18 protein-coding genes are annotated in these 17325 nt (G+C 70.5%); 6 read left to right on the top strand and 12 right to left on the bottom strand.

Annotated elements, in window-relative coordinates:
• The 3 genes from NS283_RS17520 to mfd form a co-directional block, all read right to left on the bottom strand.
• Nucleotides 1–378: TRIC cation channel family protein (locus tag NS283_RS17520; protein WP_193752704.1), on the bottom strand; the 378-nt coding region annotated here is incomplete at its 3' end.
• A 90-nt stretch (nt 379–468) separates the two neighbouring features.
• A complete protein-coding gene (locus NS283_RS17515) occupies nt 469–843 on the bottom strand; it encodes an SdpI family protein (protein WP_058598133.1) in 375 nt (124 codons plus the stop codon).
• Nucleotides 844–851: 8 nt separating this feature from the next.
• Nucleotides 852–4427 carry a transcription-repair coupling factor gene (mfd, locus tag NS283_RS17510; RefSeq protein WP_058598132.1) on the bottom strand — a complete coding sequence of 1192 codons (3576 nt, stop codon included), beginning with the start codon at nt 4425–4427 and terminating at the stop codon, nt 852–854.
• 113 nt (nt 4428–4540) lie between these two features.
• Between mfd and NS283_RS17505 the strand changes: the two genes are divergently transcribed.
• Nucleotides 4541–5008 carry a hypothetical protein gene (locus NS283_RS17505; RefSeq protein ID WP_058598131.1) on the top strand — a complete coding sequence of 156 codons (468 nt, stop codon included), beginning with the start codon at nt 4541–4543 and terminating at the stop codon, nt 5006–5008.
• A gap of 115 nt (nt 5009–5123) precedes the next feature.
• Nucleotides 5124–5645, top strand: coding sequence for a hypothetical protein (locus tag NS283_RS17500; RefSeq protein WP_153003413.1), 522 nt, complete (start codon nt 5124–5126; stop codon nt 5643–5645).
• Between the two features lie 62 nt (nt 5646–5707).
• Here NS283_RS17500 and pth read toward each other — a convergent pair whose 3' ends face one another.
• Together pth and NS283_RS17490 are read right to left on the bottom strand one after the other, a co-directional pair.
• Entirely contained in the window at nt 5708–6292 is a 585-nt protein-coding gene (gene pth / locus NS283_RS17495; protein ID WP_058598129.1) for an aminoacyl-tRNA hydrolase, read from the bottom strand.
• Between the two features lie 111 nt (nt 6293–6403).
• Complete coding sequence (locus NS283_RS17490) at nt 6404–7030, bottom strand: 50S ribosomal protein L25/general stress protein Ctc (RefSeq protein WP_058598128.1); 627 nt, start codon at nt 7028–7030, stop codon at nt 6404–6406.
• 277 nt (nt 7031–7307) lie between these two features.
• On the opposite strand from NS283_RS17490, the gene NS283_RS19375 reads away from it, so the two are divergent.
• A complete protein-coding gene (locus tag NS283_RS19375) occupies nt 7308–7433 on the top strand; it encodes a hypothetical protein (RefSeq protein ID WP_275044496.1) in 126 nt (41 codons plus the stop codon).
• Nucleotides 7434–7439: 6 nt separating this feature from the next.
• Here the strand turns inward: NS283_RS19375 and NS283_RS17485 are convergent, their stop codons facing one another.
• The 4 genes from NS283_RS17485 to NS283_RS17470 all read right to left on the bottom strand — a co-directional run bounded on the left by NS283_RS17485 (nt 7440) and on the right by NS283_RS17470 (nt 11622).
• Nucleotides 7440–8177, bottom strand: coding sequence for a fumarylacetoacetate hydrolase family protein (locus tag NS283_RS17485; protein WP_058598127.1), 738 nt, complete (start codon nt 8175–8177; stop codon nt 7440–7442).
• A complete protein-coding gene (locus NS283_RS17480) occupies nt 8174–9589 on the bottom strand; it encodes an MFS transporter (protein WP_058598126.1) in 1416 nt (471 codons plus the stop codon). The genes NS283_RS17485 and NS283_RS17480 overlap by 4 nt, the downstream gene beginning before the upstream one ends.
• Before the next feature lie 143 nt (nt 9590–9732).
• On the bottom strand, nt 9733–10524 hold the full coding sequence (locus tag NS283_RS17475; protein ID WP_058598125.1) for an IclR family transcriptional regulator: 792 nt from the start codon (nt 10522–10524) through the stop codon (nt 9733–9735).
• 42 nt (nt 10525–10566) lie between these two features.
• Nucleotides 10567–11622 carry a D-2-hydroxyacid dehydrogenase gene (locus NS283_RS17470; RefSeq protein WP_058598134.1) on the bottom strand — a complete coding sequence of 352 codons (1056 nt, stop codon included), beginning with the start codon at nt 11620–11622 and terminating at the stop codon, nt 10567–10569.
• Nucleotides 11623–11732: 110 nt separating this feature from the next.
• On the opposite strand from NS283_RS17470, the gene NS283_RS17465 reads away from it, so the two are divergent.
• Nucleotides 11733–12644: an NAD(P)-dependent oxidoreductase gene (locus tag NS283_RS17465; protein ID WP_058598124.1), complete on the top strand. Its 912-nt coding sequence runs from the start codon at nt 11733–11735 to the stop codon at nt 12642–12644.
• 53 nt (nt 12645–12697) lie between these two features.
• Here NS283_RS17465 and NS283_RS17460 read toward each other — a convergent pair whose 3' ends face one another.
• The 3 genes from NS283_RS17460 to NS283_RS17450 are packed head-to-tail and all read right to left on the bottom strand — an operon-like array spanning nt 12698 to nt 15883.
• Complete coding sequence (locus NS283_RS17460) at nt 12698–13699, bottom strand: zinc-binding dehydrogenase (RefSeq protein WP_058598123.1); 1002 nt, start codon at nt 13697–13699, stop codon at nt 12698–12700.
• Nucleotides 13700–13718: 19 nt separating this feature from the next.
• Nucleotides 13719–14498, bottom strand: a complete 780-nt coding sequence (locus tag NS283_RS17455; RefSeq protein WP_058598122.1) for an SDR family oxidoreductase — start codon at nt 14496–14498, stop codon at nt 13719–13721.
• Nucleotides 14495–15883 carry a GntP family permease gene (locus NS283_RS17450; protein WP_058598121.1) on the bottom strand — a complete coding sequence of 463 codons (1389 nt, stop codon included), beginning with the start codon at nt 15881–15883 and terminating at the stop codon, nt 14495–14497. Before NS283_RS17450 ends, NS283_RS17455 begins: the two co-directional genes overlap by 4 nt.
• Before the next feature lie 144 nt (nt 15884–16027).
• On the opposite strand from NS283_RS17450, the gene NS283_RS17445 reads away from it, so the two are divergent.
• Together NS283_RS17445 and NS283_RS17440 are read left to right on the top strand one after the other, a co-directional pair.
• Entirely contained in the window at nt 16028–16723 is a 696-nt protein-coding gene (locus tag NS283_RS17445) for a FadR/GntR family transcriptional regulator (RefSeq protein WP_058598120.1), read from the top strand.
• Nucleotides 16724–16751: 28 nt separating this feature from the next.
• Entirely contained in the window at nt 16752–17270 is a 519-nt protein-coding gene (locus NS283_RS17440) for a gluconokinase (RefSeq protein ID WP_058598119.1), read from the top strand.
• The last annotated feature ends 55 nt before the right edge of the window (nt 17271–17325 follow it).

Genomic DNA, 17325 nt, shown 5'->3' with positions numbered 1-17325 from the left:
CTTCTGCGCCCCGGTGACGGCGAAGAGGGCGAGGCCGATGGCATCCAGGATCTGCAGGGGCAGAACCGGGAACGCGTCGACGACCTCGATGAACACGAACGCGACCAGCGCACCGGTCAGGCCCGCGACGATGCGACTGGGAGTACGCAGCGCGGCGGGCGGAAGGTCGCCGAGGAGGACGTCCCGGAGCACTCCGCCCGCGAGCGCCACGATGAGACCCACCACGACGACGCCCAACAGATCGAAACCCGCGTGCGCGGCGGCCGCGGCACCCTCCAGACCGAACAGCGCCGTCGCCGCGATGTCGAGCGCATCGAACGCTCGGGCGCCGACCGTCGGGCGGAGGGCGTCCGAGCGGCGGGGCGCGAGGTCGTTCATGCGCTCATTCTGGCAGTGGCGCGGCAGGTGCCGGATTCGCCCTCCGGCGGCAGGACTCGGATGCGGCGCCGGCCGCGGAGGGAACGTGTCTCAGAGCGGTTCGCTGACGGCGCGCGCGGCGCGCTGCCCCACGACGCCCGCGCGCACCGAGAAGCCGATCAGCGCGGCGATCCCGGCGAGGACCACGACGGCGATCGCGGGCTCGCGCGCCGCTGCGGGCAGCGCCAACGCCGCCCAGGGCAGCACGGCGGTCGCCGCCGCACCGATGCCGGAGCGACGCAAGTCGGCTGCGCCCGCGCGATGCGCGGCGATCCACGCCTCGTCGGATGCCCGGGTCGTCCCGGTGCGGATGCCGATGAAGTCGTTCCGCGGCAGCGTGCCCGCCGCCCCGCGCCGCGCGGTCCAGAACGCGAGCGCGGCCACCGCGACCATCGCCACGGTGCTGGTCACGAGTGCGCCGATCATGGCATCCCTCAGACCGACGCCGTCTCGACCGGCAACGGCCAGAGCGCGTCGAGCAGCTGGCGCACCCAGGCGATGAGGTTCGTGTCGTCGGCGTCCTGCGGGAGCGGCACCACCATGGCATCCCCTCCCGCCACGAGCTTCGCCTTGGGGTAGAGCCGCTGCAGGCGTACTCGCATCGACTCCGCGAGGTTCGCGGGGGCGATGCGGAGGTTCGATCCCATCGCGACGACGTCGGCGAGCCCGGCCTGCGCCGCACGGCGACGGAGGCGCGCCACGGCGATGAGACCCTCGACCTCGGCGGGCGGCTCGCCGTAGCGGTCGCGCAGCTCTTCGACGACAAGGTCGATCGCGTCGTCCTTGGCGGTCGCGGATGCCGCGGCCGAAAGCTTCTGGTACGCCTCGAGGCGCAGCCGCTCGCTGTCGATGTAGAACTCGGGCAGGCGCGCGTCGACCGGCAGCTCGAGGCGCAGCTCGGTGGGGCCGTCGACGTCTTCGCCGCGGAAGGTCGACACGGCCTCGCCGATCATGCGCAGGTACAGGTCGAAGCCGACGCCCGCGATGTGCCCGGCTTGCTCGGCGCCGAGGAGGTTTCCCGCTCCGCGCAGCTCGAGGTCTTTCAGTGCGACCTGCATGCCCGAGCCGAGGTCGTTGTTGACGGCGATCGTCTCGAGCCGGTCGGCCGCGGTCTCGGACAGCGGCTTCATCTCGTCGTACAGGAAGTACGCGTACGCGCGGTCACGCCCGCGGCCCACGCGGCCGCGAAGCTGGTGCAGCTGCGAGAGGCCGTACTTGTCGGCGCGGTCGATGATGATCGTGTTCGCGTTCGAGATGTCGAGACCCGTCTCGATGATCGTCGTCGACACCAGCACGTCGGCGCGGCGCTCCCAGAAGTCGTCGACGACCTGCTCGAGCGCGTGCTCGCCCATCTGACCGTGCGCGACGACGATGCGCGCCTCGGGCACCAGCTCGGCGAGGTGCGCCGCGACGCGCTGGATCGACGACACACGGTTGTGCACGTAGAACACCTGGCCCTCGCGCAGCAGCTCGCGGCGGATCGCCGCGGCAATCTGCTTGTCGTTGCGCGGACCGACGTAGGAGAGGATCGGATGCCGATCCTCGGGCGGCGTGGCCAGCGTCGACATCTCGCGGATGCCGGTGACCGCCATCTCGAGCGTGCGCGGGATGGGCGTCGCGCTCATGGCGAGGATGTCGACATTGGTCTTGAGCTTCTTCAGCGCGTCCTTGTGCTCGACGCCGAACCGCTGCTCCTCGTCGATGATCATCAGCCCGAGGTCTTTGAAGATGACCTTCTCGGTGAGGATGCGGTGCGTTCCGATGACCATGTCGACGGTGCCGTCGGTCAGGCCCGCGAGCGTCGCCTTCGCTTCTTTGTCGCTCTGGAAGCGCGAGAGCGGGCGCACGGTCACCGGGAAGCCGGCGAAGCGCTCGGCGAAGGTCTCGAGGTGCTGCTTCACCAGCAGAGTGGTCGGCACGAGCATCGCGACCTGCTTGCCGTCCTGGATCGCCTTGAACGCGGCGCGCACGGCGACCTCGGTCTTGCCGAAGCCGACGTCGCCGGAGAGCAGCCGGTCCATCGGGATCGGCTTCTCCATGTCGGCCTTGATCTCGTCGATCGTCTGCAGCTGATCCTGGGTCTCGGCGAAGGGGAACGCCTCCTCGAGCTCGCGCTGCCACGGGGTGTCGGGCCCGAAGGCGTAGCCCTTGGATGCCATGCGCGCCGAGTACAGCTTCACGAGCTCCACCGCGATGTCGCGGACCGCCTTGCGGGCGCGGCCCTTCGCCGCGGCCCAGTCGCTGCCGCCCATCTTCGAGAGCGTCGGCGCCTCGCCGCCGACGTACTTCGACAGCAGATCGAGCTGGTCGGTGGGCACGAACAGCTTGTCGCCCGGGTAGCCGCGCTTGGACGGCGCGTACTCGAGGACGAGATACTCCTTCGTCGTCTTCACGGCGTTGCGCCCGCCGCTCGAGACCTCTCGCTGCGTGAGCTCGATGAACTTGCCGATGCCGTGGGTCGCGTGAACCACGACGTCGCCGGGCTTCAGCTGCAGCGGATCGACGACGTTGCGGCGGCGCGAGGCGAGCTTCTTCGCGCCGCGGTTGTCGCCGCCCACCGAGCGACCGTAGAACTCGGTCTCGGTGATGACGGCGAACCGCGCCTCGCCGAGTTCGAAGCCGCGCTCGAGCGGCGCGCACACGACGTGGGCGACACCCGGCTCGGGAGGCGTGAGCACGTCGTCCACGCGCCGCGCCGCGATCCCGCGCTCCGCGAGCACGTCGCGCGCGCGATCGACAAGGCCGGGTCCGGATGCCGTGACGATCACCGACCACCCGTCGCCGAGCAACTGGCCCACGTGTGCGGTGGCCCCGTCGACGTTGCCCTGGAACGAGGGAACGGCGTCGGCTTTGATGCGGTGCGCGGAGTCGTCACCCGTCACGAGCCCCTCGTCCTCGGCATCCGCTGCGCCCGAGTCGAAGGCGCTGAGCTGCCACCAGACTCCCCCGCGACCGCTGGCGCGCTCGTGGAGGTCGTCGAGGGTCACGAAGTCGCCGGAGTCGAGATCGACGGGGGTGTCGGCTCCCGCCGTCGCCGCCGACCACGCGGCCTCGAGGAATTCACGGTTGGTGTCGCCGAGCGTCGTCGCGCGCGCGAGCGAGCGTTCCGGGTCGACGAGCGCGACCGCGCTGCCACCGGGTAGATAGTCGACGAGGGTCGTGAGGTCGTCGATCAGCACGGGGATGAGCGACTCCATCCCCTCGGCAGGGATGCCCTCGGCCATCTTCTCGAGCAGCTGACGCAGGCCCGGGTAGGCGTCGCGAAGCGCCGCCGCGCGGGCACGCACCGCGGGGGTGAGCAGCAGCTCGCGGCTGGGGACCAGCGTGACGGTCGTCACCTCGCCCGGAAGCGAGCGCTGGTCGGCGACCGAGAAGGCGCGGATCTGGTCGACCTCGTCACCGAAGAACTCGACGCGGTACGGGTGGTCGGCCACGGGCGGGAACACGTCGAGGATGCCGCCGCGCACGGCGAACTCGCCGCGGCGCGAGACCATGTCGACGCGGTGGTACGCCAGCTCGACGAGTCGCGTCGTGACCGCTTCGAGCTCGTGGCCGCGGCCGCCGACGGCCAGCTCGACCGGAGCGACGTCGCCGAGTCCCGGTGCGAGCGGCTGCAGAGCGCTGCGGACGGACGCGGTGACCACGAGGGGCGCCTCACCGTTCCACGCGGCGATCCGGCGCAGCACGTCGAGACGTCGTCCGACCGTCTCGGGGCTCGGGCTGAGACGCTCATGCGGGAGCGTCTCCCACGCGGGGAAATGCAGCACCTGCGCGCCGGGCAGGACGGCATCCAGCGCCGGCCCCAGGGACTCGGCGCGACGTCCGGTCGGGGCGATGACCAGAACAGCCCCCGGTCCACCCGCCGCTCGCCGGCGTTCGATGAGACCCGCGATGACGGGGGCGTCGAGCCCGTCGACGAGAGAGAGAGACAGGTCGGCGGATGCCGCGGACGCGGTCTCACGGTACGACTCAGCCTGCTCGAGGGCGCGCACGATCCCGGGAACTGTCACTCGGGAAAGTCTACGCGGGGCCGCCGACATCGGCTCTGTCGAGCCCGTCGCGTGACGTCTCGGCCGAGCCCGTCGACGAAGTCTCGACGGAACCCGTCTCGTAGAGTGCTGACATGTCGTCGCCCTTCGCCGCCCCCTACGTCGCTCCCGCGACGGGAACGCTTCTGGCTCCCCCACCGAAGACGAGAAAGCGGCGCCCTCTCGGGGCGTTCGCCCTCGTGGCCGGCATCCTGAGCATGCTCGTCGCTCCCGCGGTCGCCGGGTTCGCCGCGTTCCGCGTCGGCCGGGGAGCCGGCGCGCAGATCGTCGCTCAGGGCGGACAGAACCTCGACCTGCGGGTCCTGACCCCCGTCCGCGACCTCGTCCTCGTCGTCGAGATCGCTTTCTGGAGCGGCACCGCACTCGGGATCGCCGCGCTCGTCGTCGGGATCGTCGCGACCGCTCGGGACCGGGGCCGACCGATGGGCATCGTCGCCATCGTCCTCGCCGCCCTGGGCCCCCTCGTGTTCGGCGCCCTCGCGGCCGTCGCGCTTGTCGCGGGCGCCGGAACCACCACGGGCACGGGAGGAGCGCTCGTCTGACTCGGCGCCGTTACCGCGTTTGCGGACGCGCGTCCAGCTTCTTCTCAGAAATCGATCGGTCTCCCTATACTCGCGGCCATGGGATGAAACCGTCCCGCGATCGAAGGAGTACCCCGTGAGCAGCACGCCGCCGCCCCCCGAGCCGTACAACCCTCCTCCCGCCATGCGCGCCGACGCCGCTCAGGCGGGCTACCCCGCGTCCCCGAGCTACCAGCCCCCGACCGCGGCGGCCGCGAAGCCGTCGAACCGTCTCGGCCTCATCGCCTTCGTGGTGTCGCTGGCCGCGATCGTGATCGGCTCGATCCTCGCCTTCATCGGCGGCATGCAGAGCGGTGCGCTCGTGCAGTACGCGACGACCGGCGCGAACGGCACGCAGATCGACGCGGCGACGCTCCCTGAGAGCGCGCAGCAGGCCGCTGCCGTCGCGGGTCTGCTCGCGGTGGCCGGCTTCCTCGTCTTCGGCGCGCTGGGCCTCTGGGGCTTCATCCAGGGCATCATCGCGGCCGTCAAGAACCGCGGCCGCGGCTACGGAATCGCCGCACTCATCCTCGCGGTCCTCGGCGGCATCGTCGTCGCGGTGGTCTTCGGCATCGGCGCGACCGCCGGAGCGGCACCGTACGTCAACACCATCGGCTGAGCACCTCAGCGACGAAGAGAGCCCCGGCCGATCGGCCGGGGCTCTCTTCGTGTGCGCGCTCGTCAGGCGCGCGGCGCGTGGAAGCGCTGCTGCGCGGCGACCAGGCCCTCGTCGATGAGCATCTCGACCGCGTCGGCGGCGTCACCGATCAGGATGGGCAGGGTCTGACGCTCGGTCGCGCCGAACGGATCGAGCACCCAGTCCGCCGGGTCTTGCCGACCCACCGGGCGGCCGATGCCCACACGTACGCGCGGGAACTCCGGAGTGCCGAGTGCTTTCGCAACGTCGCGCACCCCGTTATGGCCGCCGTGGCCGCCGCCGGTCTTGAGCTTCACGGTGTCGTACGGGATGTCCAGTTCGTCATGGACGACGACGACGCGCTCCGGGGCGACGTCGTAGAAACGCGCAAGGCCCGCGGCCGGCCCCCCAGAAACGTTCATGAAGCTGTTGGGCTTCGCGAGCACGAGCTTGGCACCACCGGGGCGAAGCCAGGTCTCGGCGACGCGGGCGTTCGCCTTGTGCGCACGGAAGGCTTCGCTGCGCCGCGCGGCGAGCTCGTCGACGACCATCTGGCCGATATTGTGCCTCGTCGCCTCGTAGCGCGGACCAGGGTTGCCGAGTCCCACGATCACCCACGTGTCTGCCATGGCATCCATTCTCCCGGTTCAGCCGGAAACAAAAGTCCAGCCGGAAACGAAACGAGGGGGCGCGAGAACGCGCCCCCTCGTCGACGAACTGCGAGTCGCAGCCGCCGGATGTCAGTTGTCGCCGGCCTCGGCCTCTTCGGACTGCTCCTCGGCGACCTCGGCGTCAGCCTCGGCGATCTCTTCCTCGGCGGCCAGCGTGTCGAGCGGCACCGAGACGCCCACGATGAGGGTCTCGGGCTCGGTCACGAGGCTCGCGCCGGCGGGGAGCTTCAGGTCGGCGGCGGTGATCTGCGTGCCGTCCTCGGCGCCCTCGACATCGACCTCGACGTTCTGCGGGATGTGGGTGGCCTCGACCTCGAGCGACACGGTCGCGGTGTCGAGCATCGCGATGGTGCCGGAGAAGGGCTCACCGACGACGACGACGGGGACGTCGACCTGGACCTTCTCGCCCTTCTTCACGACGATGAGGTCGATGTGCTCGATGATCTGGCGCACGGGGTCCTTCTGGACGTCCTTGACCAGGACGAGCTGGCTCTTGCCAGCGATGTCGAGGTCGAGCAGGGCGTTCGCGCGACGGATGAGCAGCGCGGTCTGGTGACCGGGCAGCGCGACGTGCTGCGGCTCGGTGCCGTGGCCGTAGATGACGGCCGGGATCTTGCCCGCGGCGCGGAGGCGACGGGCGAAGCCCTTGCCGAAGTTCTCGCGGAGCTCCGCGACGACCTTGTTGTCTTCCGACATGATGTTCTCCTCGCGGGCGTGCGGCCCGCAGCTCAGGGGCGGAACACGGCCCGCACCGGTGGTCTGGATTCGACTCGAACGCGAGCGCGTGAGGAAAGCCGGGAGCCTGCATCACCGCGTCGATCACGGATGCCGCGTTCACCAACCGGTGTGCGACAGTCCCTCGCCGAAGTACCCCGGAAGTCTAGCAGCGCGATCGCCGGCGCACGACCCGCGCGTGTCGAGGAGTACCGGAGCGCCCCGGTAGAATCGAAGCCCACCGACCCGAAGGATCATCATGGACAGCGGCTTCTTCTCCCACGTCGTGCTCTGGGTCATCGGCGGTGTCGCCCTGGTCGGCGGCATCGGCGCGATCGGCGCCCTCTTCTCGATGGGCCGCAACGCGGGCTACAAGAAGCACTGACGCGCGTCACTCCGTCCGGGTCCGCAGGCGCAGCTCGCCCACGATGACCTCGACCGTGACTCCCGGACGAATCGGGGATGCCGAGAACGGCGCTCCCATCATGATCACGTCCCCGGGGCCCAACCTCGTCCATCCCGCGACGTACGCGAGACATTCGCGCATCGACATCGGGTAGCGGCCCGCCGACGTGTCGCATGCGGGCTCCCCGTCGACGACGAGCTGGAGCACCACATCGTCGTCGAGGCCGATTCCGGTGTCGATCCACGGGCCGAGCGGGGTGTACCCCTCCCCCGACTTCGACTCGAAGTTGCGGGGGTCGAACTCCGACCGATCGGGACTCGACAGGTCGTTCACCGCGGTAATGCCGAGCACGTACTCGTGAGCGTTCTCGGCGGTGAGACCCCTCGTGTCGCGACCGATGACGACCGCCACCTCCGCCTCCGCGACCGTGGTGCCGGCGTCTCGGCGCAGGACGACCGGGCGATCGGGACCCGTCACGGTGCGGGGGCTCTTCAACCACGCCTGGACGGGCGAGGCGTGACCGGGCCCGTTCTGGGCGATCCCCACGACGACCGTCGGGATGCAGGGCGCTTCGAAAGTCCCCTCCACCGGGGTCCCGGCATCCGTGATCTGCTCCCCCGCCGCGAAGGCGAGATACGGGTCGGCGATCGGCACGAGCCGGTCACCGTCGAGCCGGACCGTGCGGACGCCCTCCGGCGTCCGCACGCGGGCGATGCGCGTCATCGGATGGTCCGCACGGTCACGGTCGTGGCGTCCACACCCTCGCCCGCCTCGTCGCGCGACACCTTGATGGCGTCGTCGGTGCGCGTGAGGTCGCGGCGGAGGGTCTCGGGGACGAGGAACGTCGAGGCGGTCGTGATGAGCGCGAGGGTTCCCATGTAGATGGCCAGGAGGAGCCAGTTCGCCCCGCTCACGGCGATGATGTACGCGCCCAGGACTCCCGCGAGGCCTCCGGCGAGGACGGCCGAGATCTCGCGCGCCATGGCCACGCCGAGGTAGCGGTGACGGTTGCCGAACAGTTCGGGGAGCATGGCGCACTGGGGTCCGAGCATCGAGTTGACGGCGACGCCGATGCCGATCGCGATCACGGCGATCGTGATCGGGTAGCTCCCGAGCGAGATCAGCCACCAGGCGGGGAACGTGAAGACGAGCATGAACAGCGCGCCCAGGCGGTAGACGGTGCGGCGGCCCATGCGGTCGGACAGGGCTCCCGTGAGCGGCACCGAGAAGATGCCAATGAGCGAACCGAGCGTGACGCCCCAGGTCAGAAGACTGCGGTCCGCCTGGCCGCCCACGGAGGCGACGAAGAACGTCAGCGCGAGGGTGTTGAACATGTACGAGCCGCCGTTCTCGGCCATGCGCAGGCCGATGCCGACGATGATGCCCGGCAGGCCCCGCGTGAAGATGTCGCGGATCGGGCGCTCGGCGATCTGCTCGCTCTTCTCGAGCTCGATGAAGGTGGGCGTCTCGCGCAGACGCATACGGATGAACAGCGCGAGCAGGATGAGCGCGAACGACGCGAGGAACGGCACGCGCCATCCCCAGCTGAGCAGTTGATCCTCGGGCAGCAGCGAGATGAGGCTGAAGACGACGGCCGCGAGCAACGTGCCCGCCTGGATGCCGATGAACGGCAGCGCCGAGAAGAAACCGCGGCGCTTGACCGGGGCGTACTCCGCCATGAGCACGGTCGCACCGGCCTGTTCGGCGCCGGCACCGAAGCCCTGCAGCAGGCGCATGATCACGAGCAGGATCGGCGCGAGGATGCCGACGGCTTCGTAGGTGGGCAACAGACCGATCGCCGTGGACGCCCCGCCCATCAGCAGGATCGTGATGACCAGCACCCACTTGCGGCCGAGCTTGTCACCCAGGACGCCGAAGAACAGTCCGCCGAAGGGGCGGGCGAGGAATCCCACGCCGTAGGTCGCGAAGGCGGCGACCGTGGCGAGGGCCGGGTTGTCCTGCGAGAAGAAGAGGACGTTGAAGATCAGCGCCGTCGACAGGCCGTAGAGCGCGAAGTCGAAGTACTCCAGCGCGCTGCCAATGCTCGAGGCGAGCGTCGCGCGGCGCAGGTTCGCGGCGTATTCGGGATCATCCTGCGGCTGCGGCGTCGGTGTGGATGCAGTGGTCACGGCCATCTCCTTCGATCGGCTGGGGTCTTGCGACTTCCGCGACTGTACCAACCCTGTGGACACAGTTCAATATGTTGGAAGCGCGATTTTCGTCTCGTGCCGCAGACACGACGATCACCGCCCCTGCCGGGGGCGGAGGAATGCGCGTCTCAGCGCGAGCGCGACGCGCTGAACGGGTTCGTCAGCGCCGACGCCGCCTCGCGCAGCGCGGCACCGACACGGGCGACGCGTTCGGGCGTGGCATCCGCGACGGGGATGCCCACACCCAGTGCGAGCTGCGGATCGCCGGGCGCCCAGCCCTCGAGCGGGACAGCGACGCCGACGATGCCGCGGAACGACTCCTCTTCGTCGACCGACCACCCGCGTTCGCGAGCGGCGGCGAGCTTGGCCAGCACGGCCTCGACGTCGACCGTGCTGTGCTCGGTGAGTCGGGGCAGCGGACCACGCATCAAGAGCGCACGGACGTCGTCGTCGCTGCGCGTCATGAGCAGCGCACGCCCGGTCGCCGACAGGGCGGCGGGCAGGCGCGAGCCCAGGGGGGTCCCGAGCCGCACGGAGCGCGACCCCTCGTACCGGGCCAGATAGAGGGCATCGGTGTCGTCGAGGACCGCGACCTGGACGAGCTCGGACGAGAGGTCCGGAGAGGTCTCGCACACGGCGTAGAACTCGCGCACCTGGTTGAACTGCGCGGCGAACGCTCCCCCGAGCTCCGCCGTGCGGATCCCGAGACGGTAGCCGAGGGGCACGCGCTCGATCATGCGCCCCGCCTCGAGCGAGAGACACAGGTTGGCGGTCGACGATTTCGCGAGCCCCAGGCCCGCCGCAAGCTCCGTGAGCGTCAGCGCGCGGCCCGCTTCGGCGAGCAGGCCGAGAAGACGGATGCTGCGCCCGACGGCCGGGGCCGGATCGCGCGCGATCGCGCCCGCTTCGTCATCGCTCACGGCGTCCTCCCGTCGAACCGGTGTCGCGAGGGGCGCGACAGGTCAATAGAACTCGACCGTATCGACAACCGCGCGCATCGGCTCGCCGTCGAGCAGGCGCGTGGCGTTTTCGGCGAACCGACGCGCGATGCGCTCCTCCTCTTTGCTGTTGAGCGCGGCCGTGTGCGGGCTGACGAGGACTCGCGGATGCCGCCACAGCGGCGACTCATCCGGGAGGGGCTCCACTTCGAACACGTCGAGGGCGGCGAACGACACGCGTCCGTCGTCGAGAGCCGCGAGGAGCTCCGTCTCGTCGATCACGGTCCCGCGACCGACGCTCGCGACGATCACCCCCGGCTTCACCGCGGAGAGAACCTCCGCGCCGATCAGGTGATGCGTCTGATCTGTTCCCGGCAGGGTGACGACGATGGCATCCACCTCGCTCACCGCCGTGGCCAGCTCGTCGAGCGAGACGAGGCGGTCGACCCCGTCCACGGGGGTTCCGGAGCGCGTCGTCCCCCACACCTCGGCGCCCAGCGCATGGAAGCGGCGCGCGCACTCGGCCCCGATTCCCCCGAGACCGACGACGAGCACGGTCATCTCGTCGACCTGGCGCATCTCCCAGCGATCGGTCCAGCGCCGATCCGCCTGCTGCTGCGCGAGCCGCGGCAGGTCCTTCGCACCGGCGAGGACACCGAAGACGGCGAACTCGGCGAGCGGCCCCCCGTGGACGCCGGCGCTGGTGGTGAAGACGATGCGATCCAGCGCCGCGCGGTCGAGATCGGCCGCCTTCACCTGCCCTCCCCCGCCGGCGGCTGTCGTCATGACCCACCGCAGCTTCGGATTGACGGCGACGGTCCGCGCGAGGGCGGCGGGATCGACGTCCGGGATACCGAAGAGCGCGTCCGCCGAGTCGACCATCTCGTCGAATGCGCGCTGCTCGTCAGCCGAGCGCTCGTGCGCCGGGTCACCCGACCAGTCGGCGGGCCCGCGCATCGGGTGCGTGAGCGAGGCGTCGCGCACCAGCTCGACGCGCGGCTCGAGGCGCTCGATCAGCTCGCAGAGATCCTCTTTCAAAGGCACCGCCACCACCGCGCGTAGGCTCTTACCTGTCGACATCGTCGTCGTCTCCTCTCGCCACGGCTCACCGGCACCGTGATCTGGCCATCGTTCGTCGTTCACCATACTGAACCCTGTCCAACCTATTGTCCAGCCGCTACGATGTGTCCATGACCTCGCTCGATGAAGAGACCGGCACGCTTCCCCCCGCTCCCGAGGTGCGCCTCGGCGTCTGGGGCCTCGGCGCGATGGGCGAGCCCATGGCGCAGCATCTGCTGTCCGCACGCGGGGCTCTGACCGTCCACGCCCGCCGAGAGCGCGACGCACTGACGGCGGCAGGAGCCGCGTGGGCGTCGACGGCGCGGGAACTCGCGGCGGCCACCGACGCGGTCCTCGTCATGCTCCCCGACCTCCCGCAGCTCGAGGAGCACCTCGACGGCCCCGACGGGCTGCTCGCGGGCATCGACGGGCGCCCCTTTCTCCTGATGATCGGGTCGACATCCTCCCCCGTCGGCGTGCGCGAGCTGGCGGAACGGCTGCCCGCCGGCATCCGCGTCGTCGACTGCCCCGTTTCGGGCGGCGAGGACGGCGCGAAGGCCGGGACCCTGTCGATCATGCTCGGCGGCGACAGCGCCGCCACCGATCTCGCCGCGGAGCTCCTCACCCCCTGCGGCACCCCCGTCCGTCTCGGCCCCCTCGGCGCGGGAGAGGTGGCCAAAGCCTGCAACCAGATGGTCGTGGCGGCGACCATCCTCGCCCTCGGTGAAGCGACCGAGCTCGCCGCCCGGTCCGACGTCGACCCCGCCGCGCTCTGGGAACTGCTCGGCGGCGGATACGCGGGGTCGAACCTGCTCGCCAGCCGCCGCGAGAAGCTCGTGACCGGCGACGATTCCCCCAGCGGCGTCGCGGGCTATATGGTCAAGGACCTGCGCTTCGCCGCCGACATCGCCGCCGCGACCGACACGCGTCCCGCGCTGCTCCCCGCCCTCCGCGCCGCCTTCGACGAGATCGTCGAGCGCGGACTCGGCGAGCGCGACATCGCCGTCACGCGCCGGTTCACGGCGGTCCGCAGCGACGACTGACGCACGAACGAGAATGCCCCGGTGGTCCAGGCCACCGGGGCATTCGTCGTCGTTCAGAGCGCGAAGACGACCTTGCCCGAGCGCTGCGAGTCCCGCGCCGTGGCGAAGGCCTCGGCGGCATCCGTCACCGCGAACTCGTGCGTGAGGGCGCTCTCGATGCCGGGGTTCGCGGCGAGGAGCGCGACCGCCTGATCGATCTCGTCGCGGAAGCGGAACGCGCCGAGGTAGCGCACCTCTTTCGAGATGAAGGGGGCGAGGTTCACCGGCCGCGGATCGTCGGGGAGCATGCCGACCTGCACGACGGTGCCGCCGGGGCGGACGGCCTTCAACGCGGTCGAGATCGATACGGGAACCCCTGAGCACTCCAGGACCACCGCGTAGGCCCCCGACTCGATCGCGTCGGTCGAGACGTCGATGGTCGCCGACGCGCCGAGCGCCGCCGCCCGCTCGAGCGGTCCCGTGAGCACGTCGGTGGCGGTGACACGCGCACCGGCAGCGACGGCAGCCGCCACGGCCATCAGGCCGATCGGGCCCGAACCGGTGACGAGCACGTCGAGCCCTTCGACAGGGCCAGCCTTGCCGAGCGCGTGGAGGGCGACGGCGAGCGGCTCGGCGAGAACGGCACGCCGCACGGGCAGAGCGTCGGGAAGGACACGGACCATGCCGGCCTCGACGATCAGGTACTCGGATGCCGCGCCCTGCGTGTGCGGCCAGGTCGACGCACTGCCGAGGTAGGAGCCTCCCGGCCACAGGTGCGGAGCGTGTTCGATGCCCTCCCGCGGCGTACCGAAGCGCGCGGGGTGGACGGTGACCGGCGTCCCCGGCGCCAGGGCACCGGAGGGGTCCAGGTCGACCCGGCCGGAGAGCTCGTGACCGGGGACCAACGGTTCCCGAACCACGAACGCCCCGTTCGCGCCCTCGTAGTAGTAGTGCAGGTCCGACCCGCAGATGCCGACGTACTCGACGCGCAAGCGCACCTGCCCCTCTCCGGGCTCGGGCACGTCCACGTCGCGCACCTCGGCGGTGAGCGCCTTCTCGATCAGCAGAGACTTCATCGGTGATTCCTCTCCGGGGTCAGACGACCGCCGTCATCCCGCCGTCGACGAAGATGTTCTGCCCCGAGACGAAGCTCGACGCGTCGGACGCGAGGAACAGCAGCGCCCCCCGCAGCTCGTCGAAATCGCCCCACCGCGCGGCGGGCGTGCGCTGGGTCAGCCAGCGCGTGAACTCGGGGTCGTCGACGAGGTCGCGGTTCATCTCCGTCGCGAAGTAACCAGGGCTGAGCGCATTGACCTGGATGCCGAACCGGGCGAGGTCGGCGGCCATGCCGGCGGTCAGCTGCGCGACACCGCCCTTCGTCGCCGAGTACGGCGCGATCGTCTGGCGCGCGAGGCGCGACTGCACCGAGGCGACGTTGACGATCTTGCCCGAGCCCCGCGCGACCATCGCGGGCGTGACGAAGCGCGAGACGTAGAAGACGCCCGAGAGGTTCGCCGCGACGATGTCGTCCCAGTCGGAGACCGCGAACTCGTGGATGGGCGCTCGGCGCTGGACGCCGGCGTTGTTGACGAGGATGTCGGGCACCCCGACGCTCTCGAGCAGGTCAGCCACGGCGCTTTCCACCGCGGCGGCGTCGGTGACGTCGAACACCGCCGCGTGCGCGGGGCGTCCGGACAGCTCCTCGGCCTCAGCACGGGTCTGCTCGACCGCCGCCGCGTCGCGGCCGTGCACGACGAGCCGGGCTCCCCCGCGCGCCAGCGTGAGGGCCAATGCGCGACCGAGTCCGCGGGATGAGCCGGTGACGAGGGCGAGGCGGTCGGAGACATCGAACAGGTCGGCGTTCGAGCCGGTCACAGGAGGGCTCCGATGCCGAAGACGAGCAGCGCGGCGAGGAAGCCGAGTACCGACTCGATCGTCTGCTGAACGGTCCAGGTCTTCAGTGTGGTCTTGACGTCCATGCCCATCAGTCGGCCCACGAGCCAGAAGCCCGAGTCGTTGACGTGACCGGCGAAGACGGAGCCGGCGGCGGTGGCCAGCGTGATCGCGGCGACCTGCAGCGGCGAGAAGCCGCCGGCCATGACGGCCGGGGCGGCGAGGCCCGCGGCGGTGACGAGGGCGACGGTCGCCGAGCCCTGAGCGAGCCGCAGGATGACCGCGATGATGTAGGCCGCGACGATGACCGGGAGGCCGAGGTCGCTCAGGCTGTCGGCGAGCGCGTCGCCGATGCCCGAGGCGCGCAGCACGGCACCGAACATGCCGCCGGCGCCGGTGATGAGGATGACGGATGCCACGGGCCCGAGCGCCGAGTCCACGACCTTCTCGAGCGCGGTCCCGTTCTCTCCACGGCGGAATCCGAAGACCACGGTCGCGACCAACACGGTGATGAGCAGCGCGACGGGCGAGTTGCCGAGCAGGACGAGCACCTGGACGACGATGTTGTCGCTGTCGACCGCTCCGGCTGCGCCGAGGGTGGTGAGACCGGTGTTGAGGAAGATCAGCAGCATCGGCAGGAGCAGCACGGCGATGACCGTGGCGGGCTTCGGGGGGTTCGCGGGCTGGTCGGCGTCCACGTCGCCGAAGAGTGCCGGCACGGGGAGCACGATGCGCTTCGCGACGAACTTCCCCCAGAGGTAACCGGAGAGGTACCAGATCGGGAAGGCGACGATCAGCCCGACGATGAGGACGATGCCGAGGTTCGCGCCGTAGAGCTCGCTCGCGGTGACCGGCCCCGGGTGCGGGGGCAGGAACACGTGCATGACCGAGAAGGCGGCGGCCGCCGGCAGACCGAACAGCAGCACGTTGTTACCCGACACGCGACGCGCGATGGCGAAGATGATGGGGAGCATCATCACCAGACCGGCGTCGAAGAACATCGGGAAGCCGAGGATCAGCGACACGATGCCGAGGGCGAAGGGCGCGCGCTTCTCGCCGAAGATGCGCACGAACGCGTCCGCGAGCGCCTGCGCCCCACCGGAGTGCTCGATGAGCCTGCCGAGCATCGCGCCGAGCGCGACGAGGAGGGCGACCGTGCCGAGCGTTCCGCCGAACCCGTCCGTCAACGTCTTCACGACGGCCGAGACCGGGATGCCGGCGGCGAACGCCGTCACGAGCGACACGATGATGAGCGCGAGGAAGGCGTGCACCTTCAGCCAGATGATGAGCACCAGGATGAGCGCGATCGCGCCCGCCGCGATGAGGAGCAACGGCGTGGTGCCGAGCGTCTGTGTCCAGTCGTCCAAGAGATCTCCGTTGATTCAGCCGGTCGGACGTGGGTCGGGCATGCTGTGAGACGCCGTGCGTCCGCCGGGGCGGTCAGGGCATCTTCACACAATGATCATATTTTTGACAAGATAAGGTCGTACCAAACGACCTAAGGAGGGGTCATGGCCCGCGCCTCACACGGATCGCTGGTGGATGCCATCGGCATGCGGGTCGTCGATGGCGACCTTCCGGCCGGTCACGTGCTGACCCTCGCGGCCCTTGAGGAGGAGTACGCCGTCTCGCGGACCGTGGTGCGCGAGGCCGTGCGCGTCCTCGAGGCGATGGGCATGCTCGAACAGCGCCGCCGCGTCGGCATCACCGTGCGCCCCGCCGCTCACTGGAGCGCGCTGGACACGCGCCTCATCGGGTGGCAGTTGGCCGGGCGCCGCCGCGACCAGTTGATCGTGAACACCACCGAGCTGCGCGCAGCGATCGAGCCCGTCGCCGCGCGCCTCAGCGCCCGCCGCGCGACCGACCTGCAGCGCGGAGAGCTCCTCCGACTGGCCGAGCAGCTCGAGCGGCTCGGCGCCGCGGGCCTCGGCAACTCCCCTGAGTACCTCGCGGCCGACATCGCCTTCCACGACCTGATCCTCCTGTCCAGCGGGAACCTCATGCTCGCGGCGGCACGCGCCCCCATCGCCGCCGCGATCGAGGGACGCGCGATGCACGGCCTGACCCCCGGCATCCCGAACCCCGACGCGCTCGACAACCACGTGGCGACGGCCGCCGCGATCGGCCGTGCCGACGCCGACGCCGCCGAGGAGCACACGCGCCGATACGTCGCCGCGGTGCTCTCCGAAGTCCGCCTCACCATCTGACCCCCTTCCCCCGACGAAGAGAGAAGCCATGACCGTCCCCGTCCCCGTCCTCGTGTTCATGGGCCCCGCCGGCACCGGCAAGTCCACCGTCGCCGGCATGCTCGCCGGCCGTCTGGGGTGGGACTTCCAAGAGGGCGACGACCTTCACCCCGCCGAGAACGTCGCCAAGATGGCATCCGGTCATGCCCTCAACGACGACGACCGCTGGCCGTGGCTCGACCGGGTCGCCGCGTGGATCGACGGGCAGATCGCCGCGGGCCGCCCGGGCATCATCACGTGCTCCGCCCTCAAGCGCAGCTACCGCGATGTGCTGCGCCGCGACGACGTGACCTTCGTCCTGCTCATGGGCGACCCGAAGCTCGTGCTCGAGCGTCTGCTGCGCCGCCAGGGTCACTACATGCCCCCGTCGCTGCTGACATCCCAGTTCGAAACGCTGGAGATGCCGGATGCCGATGAGCGAGCGATCCGGGTCGACCTCGATCTCACACCGGGCGAGCAGGTGCAGGAGGTCGTCGACCGCCTCCAGCTCACGCATACCCCGTCCTGAAACACACGCGGGCCGAGCCGATAAAGTGACGGAGGCGGCCCGCGTGTGTTTCAGG

It is taken from the genome of Microbacterium testaceum, from assembly GCF_001476285.1.
In the GTDB taxonomy this organism is placed as follows: domain Bacteria; phylum Actinomycetota; class Actinomycetes; order Actinomycetales; family Microbacteriaceae; genus Microbacterium; species Microbacterium testaceum_B.
This window is presented reverse-complemented; position numbering and strand designations above follow the sequence as displayed.

Coding starts and splice junctions, on each gene's coding strand:
- NS283_RS17515 (WP_058598133.1), bottom strand. CDS start 843: ATGATCGGCGCACTCGTGACCAGCACCGTGGCGATGGTCGCGGTGGCC.
- NS283_RS17505 (WP_058598131.1), top strand. CDS start 4,541: ATGTCGTCGCCCTTCGCCGCCCCCTACGTCGCTCCCGCGACGGGAACG.
- pth (WP_058598129.1), bottom strand. CDS start 6,292: ATGGCAGACACGTGGGTGATCGTGGGACTCGGCAACCCTGGTCCGCGC.
- NS283_RS17490 (WP_058598128.1), bottom strand. CDS start 7,030: ATGTCGGAAGACAACAAGGTCGTCGCGGAGCTCCGCGAGAACTTCGGC.
- NS283_RS19375 (WP_275044496.1), top strand. CDS start 7,308: ATGGACAGCGGCTTCTTCTCCCACGTCGTGCTCTGGGTCATCGGCGGT.
- NS283_RS17485 (WP_058598127.1), bottom strand. CDS start 8,177: ATGACGCGCATCGCCCGCGTGCGGACGCCGGAGGGCGTCCGCACGGTC.
- NS283_RS17480 (WP_058598126.1), bottom strand. CDS start 9,589: ATGGCCGTGACCACTGCATCCACACCGACGCCGCAGCCGCAGGATGAT.
- NS283_RS17470 (WP_058598134.1), bottom strand. CDS start 11,622: ATGTCGACAGGTAAGAGCCTACGCGCGGTGGTGGCGGTGCCTTTGAAA.
- NS283_RS17465 (WP_058598124.1), top strand. CDS start 11,733: ATGACCTCGCTCGATGAAGAGACCGGCACGCTTCCCCCCGCTCCCGAG.
- NS283_RS17460 (WP_058598123.1), bottom strand. CDS start 13,699: ATGAAGTCTCTGCTGATCGAGAAGGCGCTCACCGCCGAGGTGCGCGAC.
- NS283_RS17445 (WP_058598120.1), top strand. CDS start 16,028: ATGGCCCGCGCCTCACACGGATCGCTGGTGGATGCCATCGGCATGCGG.
- NS283_RS17440 (WP_058598119.1), top strand. CDS start 16,752: ATGACCGTCCCCGTCCCCGTCCTCGTGTTCATGGGCCCCGCCGGCACC.